This is a genomic window from Seohaeicola saemankumensis, assembly GCF_021021435.1.
GTDB lineage: Bacteria > Pseudomonadota > Alphaproteobacteria > Rhodobacterales > Rhodobacteraceae > Seohaeicola.
Genome location: NZ_JAINWI010000014.1, coordinates 136,461 through 154,808, shown reverse-complemented (window position 1 = coordinate 154,808; position 18,348 = coordinate 136,461). Strand labels below are relative to the sequence as shown.

At 60.5% G+C, this 18,348-nt stretch carries 20 protein-coding genes; 8 read left to right on the top strand and 12 right to left on the bottom strand.

From position 1 onward, the window contains the following. Positions 1–260: 260 nt before the first annotated feature. Positions 261–1,073, bottom strand: a complete 813-nt coding sequence (locus K7H22_RS13185) for an enoyl-CoA hydratase (protein ID WP_269063116.1) — start codon at positions 1,071–1,073, stop codon at positions 261–263. 90 nt (positions 1,074–1,163) lie between these two features. On the opposite strand from K7H22_RS13185, the gene K7H22_RS13180 reads away from it, so the two are divergent. The 3 genes from K7H22_RS13180 (at position 1,164) to rpsI (ending at position 2,702) form a co-directional block, all read left to right on the top strand. Beyond that, a complete protein-coding gene (locus tag K7H22_RS13180; protein WP_230801324.1) occupies positions 1,164–1,586 on the top strand; it encodes a PaaI family thioesterase in 423 nt (140 codons plus the stop codon). Between the two features lie 163 nt (positions 1,587–1,749). Continuing rightward, positions 1,750–2,211 carry a 50S ribosomal protein L13 gene (gene rplM / locus K7H22_RS13175; RefSeq protein WP_230801323.1) on the top strand — a complete coding sequence of 154 codons (462 nt, stop codon included), beginning with the start codon at positions 1,750–1,752 and terminating at the stop codon, positions 2,209–2,211. A 2-nt stretch (positions 2,212–2,213) separates the two neighbouring features. Next, positions 2,214–2,702, top strand: a complete 489-nt coding sequence (rpsI, locus tag K7H22_RS13170) for a 30S ribosomal protein S9 (RefSeq protein ID WP_230801322.1) — start codon at positions 2,214–2,216, stop codon at positions 2,700–2,702. A gap of 147 nt (positions 2,703–2,849) precedes the next feature. On the opposite strand, the gene K7H22_RS13165 is transcribed toward rpsI, so the two are convergent. From K7H22_RS13165 to guaA, 10 genes are all read right to left on the bottom strand, one after another. Then, positions 2,850–3,494 carry a hypothetical protein gene (locus K7H22_RS13165; protein ID WP_230801321.1) on the bottom strand — a complete coding sequence of 215 codons (645 nt, stop codon included), beginning with the start codon at positions 3,492–3,494 and terminating at the stop codon, positions 2,850–2,852. A 260-nt stretch (positions 3,495–3,754) separates the two neighbouring features. Next, positions 3,755–4,372, bottom strand: a complete 618-nt coding sequence (locus tag K7H22_RS13160; RefSeq protein ID WP_230801320.1) for a TetR/AcrR family transcriptional regulator — start codon at positions 4,370–4,372, stop codon at positions 3,755–3,757. Beyond that, entirely contained in the window at positions 4,365–5,234 is an 870-nt protein-coding gene (ppk2, locus tag K7H22_RS13155) for a polyphosphate kinase 2 (RefSeq protein WP_230801319.1), read from the bottom strand. The genes K7H22_RS13160 and ppk2 overlap by 8 nt, the downstream gene beginning before the upstream one ends. A 46-nt stretch (positions 5,235–5,280) precedes the next feature. After that, positions 5,281–6,270: an alpha/beta fold hydrolase gene (locus K7H22_RS13150; protein ID WP_419248183.1), complete on the bottom strand. Its 990-nt coding sequence runs from the start codon at positions 6,268–6,270 to the stop codon at positions 5,281–5,283. Beyond that, positions 6,254–7,177 carry a homoserine O-acetyltransferase MetA gene (gene metA, locus K7H22_RS13145; protein ID WP_230801318.1) on the bottom strand — a complete coding sequence of 308 codons (924 nt, stop codon included), beginning with the start codon at positions 7,175–7,177 and terminating at the stop codon, positions 6,254–6,256. Before metA ends, K7H22_RS13150 begins: the two co-directional genes overlap by 17 nt. Before the next feature lie 71 nt (positions 7,178–7,248). Next, a complete protein-coding gene (locus tag K7H22_RS13140) occupies positions 7,249–8,109 on the bottom strand; it encodes an ATPase (RefSeq protein ID WP_230801317.1) in 861 nt (286 codons plus the stop codon). A gap of 72 nt (positions 8,110–8,181) precedes the next feature. Continuing rightward, entirely contained in the window at positions 8,182–9,111 is a 930-nt protein-coding gene (locus K7H22_RS13135; RefSeq protein ID WP_230801316.1) for a DMT family transporter, read from the bottom strand. 51 nt (positions 9,112–9,162) lie between these two features. Further along, positions 9,163–9,996 carry a DMT family transporter gene (locus tag K7H22_RS13130; protein ID WP_230801418.1) on the bottom strand — a complete coding sequence of 278 codons (834 nt, stop codon included), beginning with the start codon at positions 9,994–9,996 and terminating at the stop codon, positions 9,163–9,165. 59 nt (positions 9,997–10,055) lie between these two features. Continuing rightward, positions 10,056–10,337: a putative quinol monooxygenase gene (locus tag K7H22_RS13125; RefSeq protein WP_230801315.1), complete on the bottom strand. Its 282-nt coding sequence runs from the start codon at positions 10,335–10,337 to the stop codon at positions 10,056–10,058. Beyond that, entirely contained in the window at positions 10,334–11,896 is a 1,563-nt protein-coding gene (gene guaA / locus K7H22_RS13120) for a glutamine-hydrolyzing GMP synthase (protein WP_230801314.1), read from the bottom strand. Before guaA ends, K7H22_RS13125 begins: the two co-directional genes overlap by 4 nt. 186 nt (positions 11,897–12,082) lie before the next feature. Between guaA and K7H22_RS13115 the strand changes: the two genes are divergently transcribed. After that, positions 12,083–13,627 (top strand): trimethylamine methyltransferase family protein, encoded by a 1,545-nt coding sequence (locus K7H22_RS13115; RefSeq protein ID WP_230801313.1) that lies wholly within the window; start codon positions 12,083–12,085, stop codon positions 13,625–13,627. Between the two features lie 64 nt (positions 13,628–13,691). Here K7H22_RS13115 and K7H22_RS13110 read toward each other — a convergent pair whose 3' ends face one another. Further along, positions 13,692–14,039 carry a DUF6477 family protein gene (locus K7H22_RS13110; RefSeq protein WP_230801312.1) on the bottom strand — a complete coding sequence of 116 codons (348 nt, stop codon included), beginning with the start codon at positions 14,037–14,039 and terminating at the stop codon, positions 13,692–13,694. A gap of 247 nt (positions 14,040–14,286) precedes the next feature. Between K7H22_RS13110 and K7H22_RS13105 the strand changes: the two genes are divergently transcribed. From K7H22_RS13105 to lipA, 4 genes are all read left to right on the top strand, one after another. Next, a complete protein-coding gene (locus K7H22_RS13105) occupies positions 14,287–15,495 on the top strand; it encodes a DUF6456 domain-containing protein (RefSeq protein WP_230801311.1) in 1,209 nt (402 codons plus the stop codon). 103 nt (positions 15,496–15,598) lie between these two features. Then, on the top strand, positions 15,599–16,258 hold the full coding sequence (locus K7H22_RS13100) for a hypothetical protein (RefSeq protein WP_230801310.1): 660 nt from the start codon (positions 15,599–15,601) through the stop codon (positions 16,256–16,258). A 41-nt stretch (positions 16,259–16,299) separates the two neighbouring features. Then, entirely contained in the window at positions 16,300–17,232 is a 933-nt protein-coding gene (locus tag K7H22_RS13095; RefSeq protein ID WP_230801309.1) for a LysR substrate-binding domain-containing protein, read from the top strand. An 81-nt stretch (positions 17,233–17,313) separates the two neighbouring features. After that, entirely contained in the window at positions 17,314–18,264 is a 951-nt protein-coding gene (lipA, locus tag K7H22_RS13090) for a lipoyl synthase (protein ID WP_230801308.1), read from the top strand. Positions 18,265–18,348: the final 84 nt, after the last annotated feature.

The following is an 18,348-nucleotide window of genomic DNA, read 5'->3' as shown; positions in this document are numbered from 1 at the left end:
TTGGCGGCCAGAGAGAGGCTGGCTTGGAGGGAAGTTGCCGGAGGTGACCCACACCCGCTTCGAAACGGCTATGCATGCCGCTGCTGCCTTACTATCAGTCGTAATTGCGGCGGCCTAGTGGCAATTGCGGAAATTATGCGGCATCAAGAGGGAAACATTATCTGCAAAATGCCGCAAATCGGCGGTATTCTGCGATAGACCGCGCAACCTGAGCGGTCTTTTGCCGCCGCACAAACCCGCAGTGCGGTTCAAAGCGTGGATTACTGGGTCCAGTCGGGGTGGCGCTTTTCCAGAAAGGCGCTGATTCCCTCGGCCGTGTCGCGGTAAAGCATGTTCTGCACCATCAGATCGCCGGTATATTCATAGGCCTTCTCCAGCGGCATTTCGAGTTGCTGGTAGAACGCCTGCTTCCCGATCTTGACCGCTGCCCCCAGTTTGTTGGCAACGATACCGGCTAGATCAGCAGTCTCGCGCGCCAGATCTTCGGGCGGAACGACGCGGTTGACCAGTCCGATGGATTCGGCGCGACTGGCAGGAATGAACTGTCCGGTGGTCAGCATCTCAAACGCCTGCTTGCGCGGCACGTTTCGGGTGAGTGCGACCATAGGGGTCGAGCAGAACAGGCCGATATTGACACCGTTCACACCAAAGCGCGTGCCCTCGGCGGCGACGGCCATGTCGCAACTAGCCACAAGCTGGCAGCCGGCAGCGGTGGCAATCCCGTGGACCTGCGCGATGACCGGTTGGGGCAGGCGCTGTACGGTCATCATCATCTTGGCGCAGCGGTCGAAGAGATCCTTGAAATAGGCGGCACCGCCATCCTCGGCCTGCCGTCCCGCTGTCATTTCTTTCAGATCATGCCCCGCACAGAAGGCCTTGCCTGCGCCGGACAGCACAATCGCGCGAATGCTGCGGTCTTCGGCCAGCGCGTCGAACTCGGATTGCAGGGCGGCGAGCATGGCATCGGATAGCGCATTCAGGCTGTCCGGCGCATTCAATTGCAAATGGGCCACAGCGTTTGTGTCGTTACGTTCCAGCAATGTCATCTTGTCCTCCGCCGATGTTCGGGACAACTCTACGCATGTCGCGCAAAAAATGGGAACCGGTTTTGTGCAGAAGACATGCGGGCATACCGTAGGTGTAGGAGCGAAGGGAGAACACACATGGCGTTGAAAATGACAAGCGGGGAACTGGACGAGTTTATCAAACGGGTCTTCCCACAAGTGGCCGAGGATTTCACGGTCGAGGACGTGGCGCCAATGGAGATCACCGTGCGCCTGCATGTGGCCGACCGGCATTTGCGCCCCGGCGGGACGGTGTCGGGTCCTTCGATGTTCGGGCTTGCGGATGTGTCGGTCTATCTTGCGATCATGGCGATGATCGGCCCAAAGGCGTTGGCGGTGACGACGAATTCGAGCCTTGATTTCATGCGTAAACCCGCTTCGGGTGTCGATCTGATCTCGAAATGCCGCTTGCTGAAGTTGGGGCGTGTGCTGGCCGTGGGCGATGTACTGCTCTATTCCGAAGGCATGGCAGAGCCGGTCGCAAGGGCTACAATGACCTATTCCATCCCGCCAAAGGATTGAATTTGTGGGGTATTATGATACCTATTTTGTAAGGCATTGAAAACGCTTGTTTTAAACAGGATCAACGCGCTTGACTGTGCGTTGCGGACGGATATAACCCCGCAATCGCATTGGACAGTGCCGCGCATTGGCCTGTCCCGAACTGAACAAGGGTAACCCCGCAATGAAAACCTTTTCTGCTACTCCGGCGGATATCGACAAGAAATGGATCCTGATCGACGCTGAGGGCGTTGTTCTGGGCCGTCTTGCCTCGATCGTCGCCATGCGTCTGCGCGGCAAGCACAAGCCGTCCTTCACGCCCCATATGGATATGGGCGACAACGTGATCATCATCAACGCCGACAAGGTGCAGATGACGGGCAACAAGCGCGCCGACAAGAAATACTACTGGCACACCGGTCATCCCGGCGGGATCAAGCACCGCACTGCGGCGCAGATCCTTGAAGGAGCACATCCCGAGCGTGTCGTGACCGCCGCGATCAAGCGGATGCTTCCGGGCAACAAGCTGTCGCGTCAGGTGATGACCAACCTGCGCGTCTATGCCGGCGCCGAGCACCCGCATGAGGCGCAAGCGCCTGCCGTGCTGGACGTCAAATCCATGAACTCCAAGAATACGCGGGTGTAATGATGGCTGATCAAATCAATTCCCTTGAAGAGCTGGGCGCCGCAACAGGCGCTGTTGCTGCTCCGGTCGAAATCGCCGCGCCCCGTGAACCCGTCCGTGATGCGCTGGGTCGTTCCTATGCAACCGGCAAGCGGAAAGACGCGGTTGCCCGCGTCTGGATCAAGCCGGGTTCCGGCAAGGTCGTCGTGAACGGTACGGAAATGAACGCCTATTTCGCGCGTCCGGTGCTGCAGATGATCCTGCGCCAGCCGTTCAGCATTGCAGGTGTTGTCGACCAGTTCGACGTGATGGCCACTGTGGCCGGTGGCGGCCTTTCCGGTCAGGCCGGCGCGGTCAAGCATGGTATCTCGAAAGCATTGCAGCTTTACGATCCCAGCCTGCGCGCGGCACTGAAGGCAGCAGGCTTCCTGACCCGCGACAGCCGCGTGGTCGAGCGTAAGAAGTACGGCAAGGCCAAAGCGCGCAAGAGCTTCCAGTTCTCCAAGCGCTAAGCTTTACCAATATGGTTTCGGAAAGGGCTGCCTTCGGGTGGCCCTTTTTGTTTGGCTGGGCGGCAAGTCATCTCTGTCGAGGCAGCAGACACAAAAAAGGCGGGCTCCCGAAGGAACCCGCCCCGTTTGCTCGTCCGAACCGAGGGATCAGCCGCCGAACACGTTGAAATCATAGGAGAGGATGAAGGACAGGAGCGGATCACTGAACTCGTCATCTTCATAGAGCAGCGAGAAAGCTGCGCCTTCGGAGAAGCCGTAGCTGGCACCGACTTCGGCGTAGTTGTAATCGCCACCCGTGCTGTCATCAACGGTGCCCAGCAGTACGTAGGCGCTAATCGCATCCGAGAACGCATATTCTACGCTGGCGCTGATGTCTGTGATTTCGGTGTCAGGATAGTACTCGACTCCGGCACCCAGAGACAGGCTGTCGGTCAGACCGTAGCCAAGACCCAGTGTCAGGTAATAGTCATCATATTCGTCTTCGAGGTAGTAGGCTGTGGCAGCCACACTATAGGAAAGTCCATTGGACAGCTCGTTGCCGTAGCCGACATAAAGCTCCATCTCATAGTCATCAGCGCCACCATCAAGGCTTGACAGCCACAGACCGCCGAAGAAACCGGCGTAGGAGCCTTGGATGTAGCCTTCGCCAAAGACGGAGTCTTCGTCAAAGCTGTCAGCTTCCACAACGTAATTGGCTGCAATGCCTGCATCAATGCTGAACTCTTGTGCCTGTGCGACAACCGGCAGGGCCAGCATAGCCAGCGAGGCGCCGATGATATTGGTTTTCTTCATAGGAAGTCCCTTCGTTCTTCTTGGTTTTGTATACGATATGTGGATCCGCGGACCGTTCTTCACCTTGTGAGTGATAATGTAACAATCTATTGCAGATATCCTGTCTTTCTTCAACCTTGTCCGTCACCACCATGCCGCGCTGCGGCATCAGCGTTACCGATTTGTTACAGTCGCCTTTGAGAGGCGTCTAACGAGATCAAAAGAATTGGGTCAGGTATCCTGACTTTGCTCAATTTCTAGGCGGTCTGGGGGAAGCCTGTTTATTTGTCGGGCGCAATCAGTCCCAGTCCGCGCAGATAGATGCCGATTCCCGACTCAAGCAGGTCCTCGGGTGGGAAGGGCGAGGCCGCACCGGGAGAGTTGCGCGCGAAAAGTTCTACCACACCATGCGACATGGCCCAGATATGGGCCGAGAACATGCTGGCGGGCGGCCGCTTTTCCGGCGGGATATGCTGGCTAAGGTCGCGTGCGGCGTTTTCCAGCACTGCGCGGGCACGGGTGGCCGCCGCGGCCAGTTCGGCGGTGCGGTTGACCGAAATGCTGCTTTCGAACATCGCGATGTAGTGACCGGGGTATTTGCGCGCGAAAGCCAGATAGGCGCGCCCTGTCGCCTCGAATGCTGCCAGCGCCGAGGGTTGTCCCTTGTCATAGGCATATTGCATCACATCGGCGAAAATCTCGTAACCCTGACGCGCGGCCTCGGCGATCAGATCTTCGCGGCCCTCGAAATGCCGGTAAACGGCAGCAGGGGTAACCCCTGCATTCTTGGCGGCTTCGGACAGGGTAAATCCGGTCGGCCCCTGACGGGTGATCAGATCCAGTGCCGCCTCGACCAGCGCCTGACGCAGATTGCCGTGATGGTAGCCTTGCTTACGCATCCCACAGGTCCGGCCCGCCACAGATTGCGGCATCGCAATGCCCGATGGCTTGCAAATCCCGACCGGTATAGTCCAGCGCGGTCAGCACATGGCGGATCGCAGCCAAACGGGCGCGTTTCTTGTCATCGGATTTCACGATAGTCCATGGCGCGTGTTTGCTGTGGCTGCGGTGCAGAGTCTCGCGGATGGCGTCTGTATAGGCATCCCACTTGTGCAACCCGTCCACGTCGATCTTGCTGAGTTTCCATTGCTTGAGCGGATCGCGTTCGCGCGCCAGAAAGCGGCGCAACTGTTCGGCGCGGCCGACATTCAGCCAGAATTTGAACAGATATATCCCCTCATCGACCAGCATGTGTTCGAATTCGGGAACCTGCCGGAAGAAATGTTCGCGCTCAGTCTCGTTGCAAAAGCCGAAGACATGTTCGACGACACCACGGTTATACCAGCTACGGTCATAGAAAACGATCTCGCCACCTGCGGGCAGATGGTCGACATAACGTTGGAAATACCATTGCGTTGCCTCGACATCCGAGGGTTTGGGCAGGGCCACCACGCGCGCGCCCCGCGGGTTGAGGCTTTCGCGGAACCGCGAGATTGTGCCGCCCTTGCCGGCAGCGTCGCGCCCCTCGAAAACCATCGCGATACGCGTGCCAGTTTCGCGCGCCCAGTATTGCAGCTTGACCAGTTCGATCTGGAGGCGCTCCATTTCCTTTTCATAGGTCTTGCCGCGCATTTCCTCGGTATAGGGATAGGAGGTGCTGACGATCTCGTCCTTGTCGGCGCGTTTGATCGTGCTGCGAATCTGTTCCGGTGCGTGATTTTCGAAAAAATCACTGATGGCACCGTTGAATGGCAGGTTCATCGCCCGTGTTCCCCTTGTTTTCGGGAACTATGACGTCAAGCCGAGATCAACGCAATCCGGCGCGGGTGGCGGCGCGGTGGATCGCGGCCTCGACAGCTTCGGGGGCGGCGTGGTGCGGCATGTGGCCGATCCCGTCCAGACGGGTCAGCACTGCGCCTGGGATCTGGCGCGCCAGCGGTTCTGAATGGATATGGATCGGCACCACATCATCCGCCGTGCCGTGCACGATTTCAACTGGCATGGTCAGCGTGTTGTAGCGCGGCGCCATCTCGACGACATGGGGGCGCAGGGAATTGACCTGCCGCGCATTGGCGCGCAATGTCTCGCGTCGCAGGGTCAGGTCGGCCCCGACATATTCGGCGTAGCCTGCGGGCGGGGATTGCGGGGCGAATATCCCGTCCAGCGCTTGATCGACGCGGCCTGTTGGCGCAAAGGCGGCGATCAGTGGCACGACGGCCGCACCGCCGATCGAGGAAGCCGCGATCCCGTAAAGCGCGCCCAGCCCGCCCGGCCAGGGGTTCGATGCACCCGCCAGGACCACAAGCGCTGCGGTGTCGTCGGGCCGGTTCAGCCCCCATGCCAGTGCAACGGCCCCACCATAGGAATGGCCCAGCACCACCGGACGCCTGACCCCCAACTGGTCGGCGGCGGCTTGCAACAGGGCGGCCTGCTGTGCGGGGCTTTCGGCGGCGGTGTTGAACGGACCGCCGAACGCGTCCGAGACACGATCCGTCCAGCCAAGTCCCGGACGGTCGAAGACGATCACGCGATAGTCGTCTTTCATCCGCTCGACGAAAGAGAAGGTGAAATCGCGTGTATTGCCCGAGGCACCGTGGATCAGCACCAGATCAGGGCCGCTTCCTTCGATATGGGCATGCACGGTGCGGCCATTCACCTCGACCAACTGTCCAGTGGGCGGAAAATTTTCCTCGGCCAGTGTTTCACGGGTGTCGGCGCGACGGTCCACAATAACGCCGCATCCTCCGACAAAGGCCAAGGCGGTGAACAGGGTGATCAATTTACGTCCCAATGGCATCCATATCAAATGGCGTTGACTGATAAATCTGGTTTATCCAATTGCCATATAGAAGATGCGCGTGACTTCTCCAGCGGTTCAGCGGTGTCCTCGCGGGATCGTCATTCGGATAGTAGTTCAGCGGCACGTTGATGGGCGTGCCCGAGGCAACGTCGCGGTCATATTCCTGTTTCAGCGTATCGCTGTCATATTCGAAATGATTGAAGATATAGAGCGCGCGATGGGTGGGGTCCTCGACCAGCGCGGGACCGACCTCGTCACTGGCCAGCAGCGTCACCAGAGCAGGAGCGGCGTCGATCTCGGCCTGTTTCATTTCAGTCCAGCGGCTGACGGGGATCACGCAATCATCCGAAAAGCCGCGTAAATAGGGCGAGGCGGGCAACATGTTGCGGTGGCGGAAACAGCCGAACGCCTTGGCGTCCAGTATATGTTTCTTGACCCCGTGCAGATGGTAGATCATCGCCATCCCGCCCCAGCAGACGCCGAAGGTCGACTGCACATGGGATTGCGTCCAGTCGAAGACCTGTCGCAATTCCTCCCAATAGGTGACTTCTTCGAAGGGCAGATGCTCGATCGGTGCGCCAGTGATGATCAACCCGTCGAACTTCTCGCCGCTGGCCGCGACATCGCTGAAGGGACGATAGAAGCTTTCCATATGTTCGGCGGCGGTGTTCTTGGTCTGGTGTTCCGACATGCGGATCAACGACAGCTCAATCTGCAAGGGCGTCGCACCGATCAGGCGGGCAAACTGGTTCTCCGTCTGGATTTTCTTCGGCATCAGGTTCAGAAGGCCGATTTTCAGAGGGCGAATATCCTGACGGGCGGCCTGATCCTCGTCCATGACCATGACACCTTCGCGCGTGAGCACGTCGAAGGCGGGCAGGGTGGAAGGGATCTTGATGGGCATTGCGGTCAGTCCTTGGTCAGTTCGGGGGGTATTTCGAAGGCCATGCGGGAGACAGGCAGATAGGGCAAAAGCTATGCCCGCTCAAGGGCGCGGGCGATCAGTGTGTCGACATCAACGGCGCTGCGGACGGCAGCGACCTCGTCGGCGGTGACGGTCACGCCCCAGTTTTGCGCCATCGCGGCATAGCGCGGCTGGCGGTGAGCCAGTGCCTGTGCATATGTCCAGCGGATGAAAGCGTCCGGATCAACTGCCTCTTCTGACAGCTTGTTCTGGTTCAGATATTCATTCCAGACGCGATCAAGAAACGCCGCCTGATAGGACATCGGTTTGGGTGCCTTGTCAAAGCGGCGGATCAGTTCGGCTGTATGCGCCTCGTCGCCCTTGATCCAGACCATCAGGGTGGTTGCGGACAGCGCCTTGAGGACCGGATCATCGGGGTTTTCGGGATCGACCCACTCGCAGATCGAACCGCCTGTGTCGCAGACAAAATGCGGATAGCCATATAGCGCCTGGGCGCGTTCGATGAAATAGCCCGTATCCAATAGCGCGTGGATCTCGGCCTGCCGGAACTGGTCCTGACGGCGCGTATATTCCGCATAAGGCAGCCCGCCCTTCGCCGGATCACCCGGTTTTCCCAGATAGGAGGATACAGGCTTGAGGTTGTGGAATGTGATATTCGAGCCGATATATATTGAATCCGACAGCAGCAGATCACGCAGGAAAGGCACTTTCATCGCCTCGACCTTGGCGTTGTCGGCGATATATTCGCCCATGTAACGGGTGCCGATGCGGTAATCTATCGAGTAGTGGAACCAGTCGCCGCTATCGCGCAAAAGCGTGGCCAGATGCGTTTTGCCCAGACCGGACATTCCGAAGAAAAGCACTCGTTTTTGCGGCGCCGCCTGCCATTCTGCGACTGATGTATAGATCATGATCCGGTCCTTTATGCCTGCGCGATGTGGTAGCCTTGGCAGGTTGGACGGTCAAACCCTATTGCAGGGCTTTTAGTGTGCGGGGGGCGGCATCGCCCCTGCGGCGCGACGCCTTTTCAGGATGCGCCCGTCGATCACCACAAGCCCTGCCGCCAGCAGGGTAAAGCCTGCATAGGCGCGCAGGGACAGCGTTTCGTTCAGAAACATTGCGCCCAACAGGATCGCAACAGGGGCCACCAGCAGCGTGACCAGCAAGACATTGCCCGATCCGGCCATGGCCAGCACGCGGTAATAAAGCAGATAGGCCAGCGCCGTCGCTGCAATAGACAGATAGGCGATAGCCACCCATGTCAGACCGCCATAGGCAAATGTAGGCACGCCCTCGACCATCAGCGCCACAGGCACGATGATCAGGGATGACGCGGTCAGCATGCCTGCCGCCGCCACCTGCGGTGTCAGACCGGACAGGCGCGCGCGATTGAAGGCCCCTGCCAGCGCATAGCACAGCGCCGCCCCGATCAACGCCAGTTGCGCCCATGCGGTCAGGTCCAGCCCGCGCACGGCATCCGGCCCGATCACGGTGACAGCCCCCGCAAAACCCAACCCGATCCCTGCCAGCTTGCGTCGCGTCAGGCGTTCATCGGCAAAGACAAGAGCCGCGACCAGCACGCCGAAAATGGCGGTAGAGCAGTTCAGGATCGAAGCCAGACCCGAGGCGATATGCGTCTGTCCCCAAGTGATCAGCGCGAAAGGCAGCGCCGTGTTCATCACACCCGATAGCGCGAAAGCGGCCCAGATACGCGGATCGCGCGGCACAGCCAGCCCGCGCAGCCAGACATAGACCCACAGGATCAGCGCGGCTCCGGTCACGCGAAAGGCGACCACGGACAAAAAACCCATCTCGCGCAGGATCACCGCGTTGGACAGAAAGGATGCGCCCCAGATGCCGCCCAGAAGCAGCAATTCCATCCAGGCCCTGAGCGAGATTGATTTTTGTGTCATGCGCGCAGTGCTATGCCTGCGCCATGCCCCCCGCAACCCGTTTCTTGCGGATCATTTCGGGCGGCGTGTCTCGTTCCAGATGTTGAGGTAATTGCCTGCAAAGATCACGAGCGCACCGGCGAAAACGAACAGGTCCAGTGGCTCGTTGTAAAGGAGCATGCCAACGATCGCGATCACCGGAAGGCGGGTAAAGTCGATCGGGATGACTACCGTTGCGGGCGCGATGCTAAGGGCATTGGTCAGGCAGAAATGCGCGAGCAAACCGGCAAAGCCGATCAGCACGACCCAAGGCAGGCTGGTGGCCGAGGGCAGGGCGATATCGCCATCATAGCCTGCCGCGACCAGCCCGAATACGACCTGCGTGACGGTTAGATAGAACAGGATGCAGGCGATACTTTCGGTGCGGGTCAGTTTCTTGGTGAACATGATGGTGAAGGCAAAGCAGATCGCGGCCAATGCGGCCGCTATCACACCGGGGTTCAGGCTGTCGGGGCTGGGGCGTGCCACGATCAGAATACCGATGAACCCCATAATCGCTGCCAGCGCGCGCATCGGCGTCAACCGTTCCCCCAGCACCAGCGGCGACAGCACCAGCACCCAGAGGGGCGAGGTGAATTCCAGCGCGAAAACCTGCGCCAGCGGGATCACTGTAATGGCATAGAACCACAGGTTCTGCCCGGAAAAATGCGCCAGATTCCGGATGATCTGCAATTGCGGGTTCCGCCGCGTGACCTCGCCCCAGCGCTTGGTGATGGTCAGAACGCCAAAGACGATGCACATGCCCACGATGCTGCGATAGAGCATGATCTCGAAGGTATCCAGATCGAGTGCTGCTTCACGCCCCGCCACGGCCATAGCGGAAAAGGAGGCGATGGCCCCACTCATCCACAAAGCCGCCCGCAAGACAGGTGGCGGCGCAGGCAGGATGGCTGGGATCGGGTTTGTCACGCAGCATCCCCGTCGGTGACGGTATAGTCGCGCGTGATACCTGCGGTTTGCGCCGCCCAGTCGCTGGCGGCTGTGCGGGTCTGGTGGGCGTCAAAGGCAGCGCGGTCGACGAATGTTTCCGAGACTTCCCAGATAAACGGGTCTGTCGTCGGCGTCACAGCGAAATTCAGACAGCCTGCTTCGGCGCGGGTCAGCCGGATATGGTTTGGCAGGGCGATTGCAACCGCCCTTGCCTCGGCATGGGTCCGGCAGATCAGCCTGCCTGATAGCCGGATCATTCCCATTCAATCGTTCCGGGAGGTTTGCTGGTCACGTCATAGGTGACGCGGTTGATGCCCTTGACCTCGTTGATGATGCGGGTCGCGGTTTCGCCCAGAAACTCGTGGCTGAACGGATAGTAATCCGCTGTCATGCCGTCCACCGATGTAACGGCGCGCAGCGCGCAGGCGAAATCATAGGTGCGCCCGTCGCCCATCACACCGACGGTGCGGACAGGCAGGATCGCGACGAAAGCCTGCCAGATATCATCGTAAAGGCCATGCTTGCGGATCTGGTCGATATAGACCGCGTCGGCCTTGCGCAGAATCTCCAGCTTTTCGCGGGTGATCTCGCCGGGGCAGCGGATGGCGAGGCCGGGACCGGGGAAAGGATGACGTCCGATGAAGCTGTCGGGCAGGCCCAGTTCGCGGCCCAGCGCGCGCACCTCGTCCTTGAACAACTCTCGCAGGGGTTCGACCAGTTTCAGGCCCATCTTTTCCGGCAGACCGCCGACATTGTGGTGCGACTTGATCGTGACCGAGGGGCCGCCGCTGAACGAGACAGATTCGATTACATCGGGGTAAAGCGTGCCTTGCGCAAGGAATTCCGCGCCCTCGATCCCGCTGGCGTATTTCTGGAACACGTCGATGAACAGCCGCCCGATGATCTTGCGCTTGGTTTCGGGGTCGGACACGCCGTCCAACTCGCCCAGAAACAGTTCGGCCTCATCGGCGTGGATCAGCGGGATGTTGTAATTGTCGCGGAACATGGCCACGACCTCTTCCGCCTCGTTCTGGCGCAGCAGGCCGTGATCGACGAAAACGCAAGTCAACTGATCGCCGATCGCCTCGTGGATCAGCACAGCAGCGACCGAGGAATCAACCCCGCCCGACAGCCCGCAAATCACGCGCTTGTCGCCGACCTGCTCGCGGATCTTGCGGATCGCCTCTTCGCGGTAGGCGCCCATCGTCCAGTCGCCGGTAAAGCCCGCGTCACGGATGAAATTCTGGTAGAGCGTTTTGCCGTTGGGGGTGTGATGCACCTCGGGGTGGAACTGCACCGCGTAAAAGCGACGTTCCAGATCCGCAGTGATCGCAAAGGGCGCATTGGGCGATGTGCCATAGACCGCAAAACCGGGGGCAAGGCGGCTGACATGGTCGCCATGGCTCATCCATACCTGCTCTCGCTGCTCAAGGAACCAGCCGTTCAGAAGGTCGATCCGGTCTGTCGAAGGGGTTACATAGGCACGCCCGAATTCGGCGGTGCCGTGACCGGATTCGACCTTGCCGCCCAGCATTTCCATCATCACCTGCTGGCCGTAGCAGATACCCAGAAGCGGCACGCCCAGCGTGAAAACGCTTTCGGGCGGGCGCGGCGATCCTGCGCGGGTCACGCTGTCGGGACCACCTGACAGGATCACGGCTTTGGGCGCGAATTCCGCTAGAAAGGCATCAGTGACCTTCTGGTAGGGATGGATTTCACAATAGACGTTCAACTCGCGCAGGCGACGCGCGATAAGCTGCGTAACCTGGCTGCCAAAGTCGATGATAAGAAGGCGGTCATGTGATGTCTGGCTCATGAATGCGTCCTAGGCCAAGGTCTGCAATTTCGCAAGCCTCTCGGATGGTGCTGCTGCGCGGGCGGTGCGGGATATGTCGCTTTTCCCCCTCAATAGCCGGAATTCTCACCCAAGGGCATGGATGAAACAGGTATCAGATGGCAAAGCTGCCAAAAGGGTGGCGTATTCGGCATGAAGGAACAAAGCATGGTAGAGGTTCAGACACGCAGACCGGCACGTGGCGGTGGCGGAGCAGCCCGGCGTGCCGAACGCGGGGCCGTGTCCTTCGAGACTGCCCGCTATATCGAACGCAACATCCCCAATTTCGAGGTTCTGACCGAGGAAGCGCTGGAGATCATCGAGACCAATGCCGAGACGATTCTGGCCGAGATCGGGGTGAATTTCGTCAACAACCCTGCCGCACTCGAACTGTGGCGCAAGGCCGGTGCCGAGATCGAGGGCGAGCGGGTGCGAATCCCGCGTGGTCTGGCACGCCAGCTTTGTGCGACAGCGCCGCGCGAATACACGCAACACGCCCGCAATCCGGCGCGCAATGTGGTTGTGGGTGGCAAGAATCTGGTGCTGGCGCCTGTTTACGGCCCGCCCTTCGTGCATGACGCCAAAGGCGGTCGCCGCTATGCCACGATGGAGGACTTCCGCAAATTCGTGAAGCTGGGCTATATGTCGAAATGGCTGCACCATTCGGGCGGCACGGTCTGCGAGCCGACGGATATTCCTGTCAACAAGCGCCATCTGGACATGCTGCACGCCCATATGACCCTGTCGGACAAGCCTTTCATGGGATCGGTGACAGAGCCAAGCCGCGCGCAGGATTCGGTCGAGATGTGCGAAATTCTGTTCGGGCGCGACTTTGTGCGCGACAACACGGTGATGACCAGCCTGATCAACATCAACTCGCCGATGACCTTCGACGATGTGATGATGGGGTCGCTGGAGGTCTATGCCCGTGCCAATCAGGCCTGTATTATCTCGCCCTTTATTGTGGGCGGTGCCATGGCCCCTGTCTCGGTGGCAGGCACACTGACGCAGGTGCTGGCCGAGGTGCTGGCCGGAATCGCCTATAGTCAGCTGGTGCGCCCCGGTGCGCCAGTGATTTTCGGGGCTTTCGTCGCCTCGATCGACATGAACTCGGGTGCGCCCACTTTCGGCACGCCTGAGGCCAGCCACATTACCTATGGTGCGGGCCAGTTGGCGCGGCGAATGGGCTTGCCCTACCGGTCTGCCGGATCGTTCTGCGGATCGAAACTGCCCGATGCACAGGCCGCCTACGAGACCGCGAACAGCCTGAACATGGGGCTGCTGTCGGGCGTGAACTTTATGCTGCATGCCTGCGGCTGGCTGGAAGGCGGGCTGGTTTCCAGCTTCGAGAAATTCGTGATGGATGCCGATCAGTTGGGCGCGTTGCACAAATTTGCCGAAGGTGTTGCGATGGACGAGGGCGCACAGGCCATGGATGCGATCCGCGAGGTCGGCCCCAGCGGGCATTATCTTGGTTGCGCCCATACACAGGCGAATTTCAAATCTGCTTTCTGGCGCTCGGACGTGTTCGATTACAAACCGTTCGAGACATGGCACGAGGAAGGCGCGCGCGACACGATGGCGCTGGCGTCAGCGCGGGTGGATCACTTGCTGGCCACATACCAGCAGCCCGCCCTAGATCCGGCCATCGCCGAGGCATTGGCCGATTATGTCGCGCAGAAGAAAAGCAGCTCCGCCGACGCCTATATGTAAGGGGTGGTGCAGGTCACAATCACGGGGCGGCCTTGCGGTCGCCCCTTTTGTTTTGCGGTCCGCCTTAGTGATGCAGCGTGGCCAGGTTAACGGTATGTCCATCGTCCTTTGTCGCGCGCGCAAGGTTGGGCAGCGCGGCGCGCACGATGCGGGCCTCACCGATGACGGCAATCATCACATCGACATGGTGCATGGTTGAATAGGCGGCATTTTCGGCGATGCGGATGTCGTTCATTCCGGTCTCGATCTCCATCAACCGCGCCAATGCTGCCTGATGGCGGGGCAGGGCACCATGCCCCAGAATGCGTGGCAGATGGGTTTCGCGGCGGTAATCCTCGGCCCCGATCCGCGCCGCGCTGATCAACAGGTTCGGTCTTCGCATCCGGTCAAGCCGGTCCAGAATGTCGTTCATGATCCTTGTCCTTGTCCTGTGCACAATGCCGATACGGGCAGCGCGCCCGATCGGGCCAAGATGATCACAGGTTCAACCCCTGTTGCGTGTACCGCCGGGCCAGCGCACGGGGCGTTTGTGATTATTCAACTTTTGGAAACAATTATGAAGAAATTCGCCAACCGTTAACGAACTGGTAAGAAGTGCATTCTTAGGTTGAAAATCTGACTGGGGATAACCTGTGGATAAGCAAGACAGGAGGGCTGTCATGTCAACCTTAGATCCAAGATCCGATGCTGCTCTGGCGTCGGGTTGTTCCAATCACCTGCGACCTGCGCCTGAATGGGTACCACAGACCGCCCTGCATTATCTGGCCCATACCGCAGCGGGTCAGCCAATCCGTGCGCTGGCACGGCGCGCGGGCTGTCATGCCTCGACTGTGCTGCGCCAGATCCGCAAGCTTGAAAACCGCCGCGACGATCTGCTGGTGGACGAGGCGCTGCACCATCTGGGCAATACCCATTTTTCCCGCGCAGGCTTGGCATCGGGGCCGGTTGCGCGTTGTCACATCACTCAGAAGGAGCCTACGCGCATGCCGACGGAACTTGTACCTTTTGCCCTTGACCCCGAAACATCCCCCTCGGTCGAGGTGCTGCGCCGCGAGGGGCGGCGGGTGCTCAGGCGGCTGGCTGAACCAGGGGCGGTTCTGGCGGTCGCTGCCGACATGGACAAGGCGGTGGTGGTGCGTGACGGGGCAGGTGGCACGGCCACGCGCACGGCGGTGGTGGACCGTGCCGTGGCGCAGGCGATGGCTCTCAAGGAATGGATTGTCTGCGATACACCGGGGCGTGTGTCGCGTTACCGGATCACGGGCTCAGGCCGCTCGGCGTTGGCGGGACTTCTGGCCGAGGCCGAGAATCTGGCCCGTCCGGGGCAATCCGACATGGCGACAGGGGCTGGCGCACGGTTTGCGGGACCGGACCTGTCGGACGCGAAAGATGATGGGCGTGTCGCAGCCGCGCCACGAAAGCGCACCCGCTATTGCACGAACGAGTCGCCCCTGCTGGCATTGGCGCGGCGGCGTGACGCGGCGGGTGCGCCGTTCCTGTCTCCCGAACTTGTGGCAGCGGGCGAGCGGCTGCGCGAGGATTTCGAACTTGCCCAGATGGGCACAAGGGTGGCGCAGAACTGGGACAGGTTCCTGACCGCCGGTGTCGAGGGCAGTGCTGTGCAGGGCGCTGGCATCCCACGCGGACCCGAGGCCGCGCGAGCACGGATCACTTCGGCCCTGCGCGATCTGGGGCCGGGACTGGGCGATGTGGCGCTGCGCTGTTGCTGCTATCTGGAAGGGCTGGAACTGGCCGAACGTCGTATGGGGTGGTCGGCGCGGTCGGGCAAGATCGTACTGCGGATCGCCTTGCAACGCTTGCGCCGCCACTATGACAGTTTGGGGCAGGAGGGCGGGCTGATCGGCTGAACGCGGTGGCGCAAGCTACAGGTTTTCCATGAAATCACCCCGAAAAAGCCAATGTCGCGCGCCATGCCATTGCCCTATAGCAGTCGCACATAACAGGGATGATATGACCGAGCCATACGGGGAATCCCCGCAGCAACCCTTGCCTGCCAGCTTCGGACCGCACTATGGCGCGATCGTCTGGATTGGCATGGTTTTGATGGCCGCCCTCGGTTGCATTCCGCTCTGGGTCGGGTGGTATCAACTGACCCGGGGTATGGTTGACCTGTCGGAAGAAAGCTTGGACTCCTTCATTCTGATGACAGGGATGGGTCTATTCTTGCTGGCCTTTCCCGCCTTGTTTGTCTGGTCCCTGATCAGGGGATTGCCGCGCCTTGATATCGGCGAGGGATGGCTGCGTCACGTTTCGATTCTCGGACGTGTGAGCGTTCTGGACCTTGACCACTACGCCGAGGCGGTGCTTGGCGAGAGTGTTCTGGCAAAGGGATACCAACCGCGTCTGGAATTATATCCAGCGCTGTCCGGCGACAAAACACAGATCATTCCCCTGCGTCCCCATGTGACAGGTCGGTCCGAGGCCGAGGCGATAATCGCGCTGGTCCACTGTGCGGCAGGGCCGCGTCCCTCCCTGAGTACGGAACAAATGCAGCAGAGCATCCGCACCATAAGGCGCGATTACCAGATCATGGCGGGCATCGTGATCATCTCGATCCTGATGTTGATTGCCCTCAACCTCATCGAACCGCAGACGAAACGTGCTCTATAAGATCTATTGCGACGTTCATGCGGTTCGCATAATTGTTGGTTATGAATATAACCCTGCGCCAACTGACCTATTTCAAAGCTCTTGCCGAACAGCGCAATTTCGGGCGCGCGGCCGAGATTGTGCATGTCTCGCAACCGGCCTTGTCCGTGCAGATACGTGAGATGGAAAAATCTCTTGGTGCGCTGCTGGTCGAACGGCAGGCGCGCGATGTGGTGCTGACACCTTTCGGACGGCGTATTCTGGAACATGCCGGACGGGTGCTGGACGCTGCGCAGGCGCTGACCGATGCTGCGCGTTGGCGTGGCGGTCTGTCGGGGCAGTTGCGGCTGGGTCTGATTCCGACGATTGCCCCCTATATCCTGCCTGCCGCACTCGAGGCGCTGCGCTCGCGCGATATCTCGCTGGATGTGCAGGTGCAGGAGGCCAAGACAGGGCGTCTGCTGGCCGATCTGCGCAGCGGCAAACTGGACGCGGCCGTCGTGGCCCTGCCTTCGGGCGAGGAGGGGCTGGTCGAAATCCCGCTTTTCGAGGACCGGTTCCTGCTGGCGGGTACAGCCGCGCGGCTGGCCCTTCAGGATCAGGGGGCCGAGGCGCTGCGCCCGATGGAACTGGGTGCAAGCCAGCTTTTGCTGCTGGAAGAGGGCCATTGTCTGACCGATCAGGCGCTGGATGTTTGCGGGCGGGGGCGCGGTCATGCGCAGATCAATATGGGCGCCTCGTCGCTGAGCACATTGTCGCGTCTGGTGGCTGCGGGGTTCGGGCTGACGCTGATGCCCGAACTGGCCGCCTTGCAGGAACAGCGCGCCGCACCCGCGATGCGGCTGATGCGGTTTTCGTCACCCGAACCTGCGCGCACCGTTGGTCTGGTGCGGCGCGAGGCCAGCGAGGATGACGGCTGGTGCGCGGCACTGGCGGACATGCTGCGCGATGTGGGCGAGGCGCTTGTTGGCGCGGCGCGTCATGACTGTCGCTGACCGCGCGACATTCCGGCCCTTTCAACTGCGCCTTGATCGGCGTATGTGGTAAAGACAGATAATCACCAGAAAGGCGTTGCGATGCGCGATCTGAAGATCCCCGGCCAGCGACACCCCGAAAAGGCGCATAGGCCCGATAATGCCCAGCCGACCAAGCCCGACTGGATCAGGGTGAAGGCCCCGACCTCGCAGGGTTACAAGGATACGCGCAATATCATCCGCGAGCACAAACTGGTCACCGTCTGCGAGGAGGCAGGTTGCCCCAATGCCGGCGAATGCTGGAGCCAGGGCCATGCGACCATGATGATCATGGGCGAGATCTGCACGCGTGGCTGCACATTCTGCAACATCGCGACTGGCAAGCCGCAAACGCTGGATGTGTTCGAGCCGGGCCGTGTGGCCGATGCGGTAGCCAAGCTGGGGCTGAACCATGTGGTGGTCACATCGGTGGACCGTGACGATCTGGACGATGGCGGGGCCGAGCATTTTGCCCAGACGATCCGCGCGATCCGCCACCGCGCCCCCGGCACCACGATCGAGGTGCTGACACCCGATTTCCTGAAATGCGGCCCCGAAGCGCTTGAGGCCGTGGTCGCGGCGCGGCCCGATGTGTTCAACCACAATCTGGAAACCGTGCCCGGCCTCTATCTGGAAGTGCGCCCCGGCGCGCGGTATTTCCATTCGCTGCGCCTGTTGCAGCGGGTCAAGGAGTTGGACCCGTCGATGTTCACCAAATCGGGCATCATGGTGGGTTTGGGCGAGGACCGCCAGGGCGTGTTGCAGGTGATGGACGACATGCGCGCTGCGGATGTGGATTTTCTGACCATCGGGCAATATCTGCAACCGACACCCAAGCACCATGCGGTGGACCGTTTTGTGCATCCCGATGAATTTGCAGCCTATGAGGCTGCGGCCTATGGCAAAGGGTTCCTGATGGTGTCGGCCACGCCATTGACGCGTTCGAGCTATCACGCGGGCGAGGATTTCGCGCGGCTGAACGCGGCGCGGCAGGCCAAGCTGGGGATGCACTGAGGGGCTTTGACGGCAGGGTGGAAAGGGGGGCGCTGCCCCCCGTCCTGCGGACTCCCCCCGGGATATTTGGTGCAAGAAGACGCG

Coding starts and splice junctions, on each gene's coding strand:
- guaA (WP_230801314.1), bottom strand. CDS start 11,896: ATGAGCCAGACATCACATGACCGCCTTCTTATCATCGACTTTGGCAGC.
- metA (WP_230801318.1), bottom strand. CDS start 7,177: ATGCCCATCAAGATCCCTTCCACCCTGCCCGCCTTCGACGTGCTCACG.
- ppk2 (WP_230801319.1), bottom strand. CDS start 5,234: ATGAACCTGCCATTCAACGGTGCCATCAGTGATTTTTTCGAAAATCAC.
- K7H22_RS13095 (WP_230801309.1), top strand. CDS start 16,300: ATGAATATAACCCTGCGCCAACTGACCTATTTCAAAGCTCTTGCCGAA.
- K7H22_RS13165 (WP_230801321.1), bottom strand. CDS start 3,494: ATGAAGAAAACCAATATCATCGGCGCCTCGCTGGCTATGCTGGCCCTG.
- rpsI (WP_230801322.1), top strand. CDS start 2,214: ATGGCTGATCAAATCAATTCCCTTGAAGAGCTGGGCGCCGCAACAGGC.
- K7H22_RS13150 (WP_419248183.1), bottom strand. CDS start 6,270: ATGCCATTGGGACGTAAATTGATCACCCTGTTCACCGCCTTGGCCTTT.
- K7H22_RS13105 (WP_230801311.1), top strand. CDS start 14,287: ATGTCAACCTTAGATCCAAGATCCGATGCTGCTCTGGCGTCGGGTTGT.
- K7H22_RS13180 (WP_230801324.1), top strand. CDS start 1,164: ATGGCGTTGAAAATGACAAGCGGGGAACTGGACGAGTTTATCAAACGG.
- K7H22_RS13160 (WP_230801320.1), bottom strand. CDS start 4,372: ATGCGTAAGCAAGGCTACCATCACGGCAATCTGCGTCAGGCGCTGGTC.
- K7H22_RS13110 (WP_230801312.1), bottom strand. CDS start 14,039: ATGAACGACATTCTGGACCGGCTTGACCGGATGCGAAGACCGAACCTG.
- K7H22_RS13125 (WP_230801315.1), bottom strand. CDS start 10,337: ATGATCCGGCTATCAGGCAGGCTGATCTGCCGGACCCATGCCGAGGCA.
- lipA (WP_230801308.1), top strand. CDS start 17,314: ATGCGCGATCTGAAGATCCCCGGCCAGCGACACCCCGAAAAGGCGCAT.
- K7H22_RS13115 (WP_230801313.1), top strand. CDS start 12,083: ATGGTAGAGGTTCAGACACGCAGACCGGCACGTGGCGGTGGCGGAGCA.
- K7H22_RS13135 (WP_230801316.1), bottom strand. CDS start 9,111: ATGACACAAAAATCAATCTCGCTCAGGGCCTGGATGGAATTGCTGCTT.
- rplM (WP_230801323.1), top strand. CDS start 1,750: ATGAAAACCTTTTCTGCTACTCCGGCGGATATCGACAAGAAATGGATC.
- K7H22_RS13130 (WP_230801418.1), bottom strand. CDS start 9,996: ATGAGTGGGGCCATCGCCTCCTTTTCCGCTATGGCCGTGGCGGGGCGT.
- K7H22_RS13100 (WP_230801310.1), top strand. CDS start 15,599: ATGACCGAGCCATACGGGGAATCCCCGCAGCAACCCTTGCCTGCCAGC.
- K7H22_RS13140 (WP_230801317.1), bottom strand. CDS start 8,109: ATGATCTATACATCAGTCGCAGAATGGCAGGCGGCGCCGCAAAAACGA.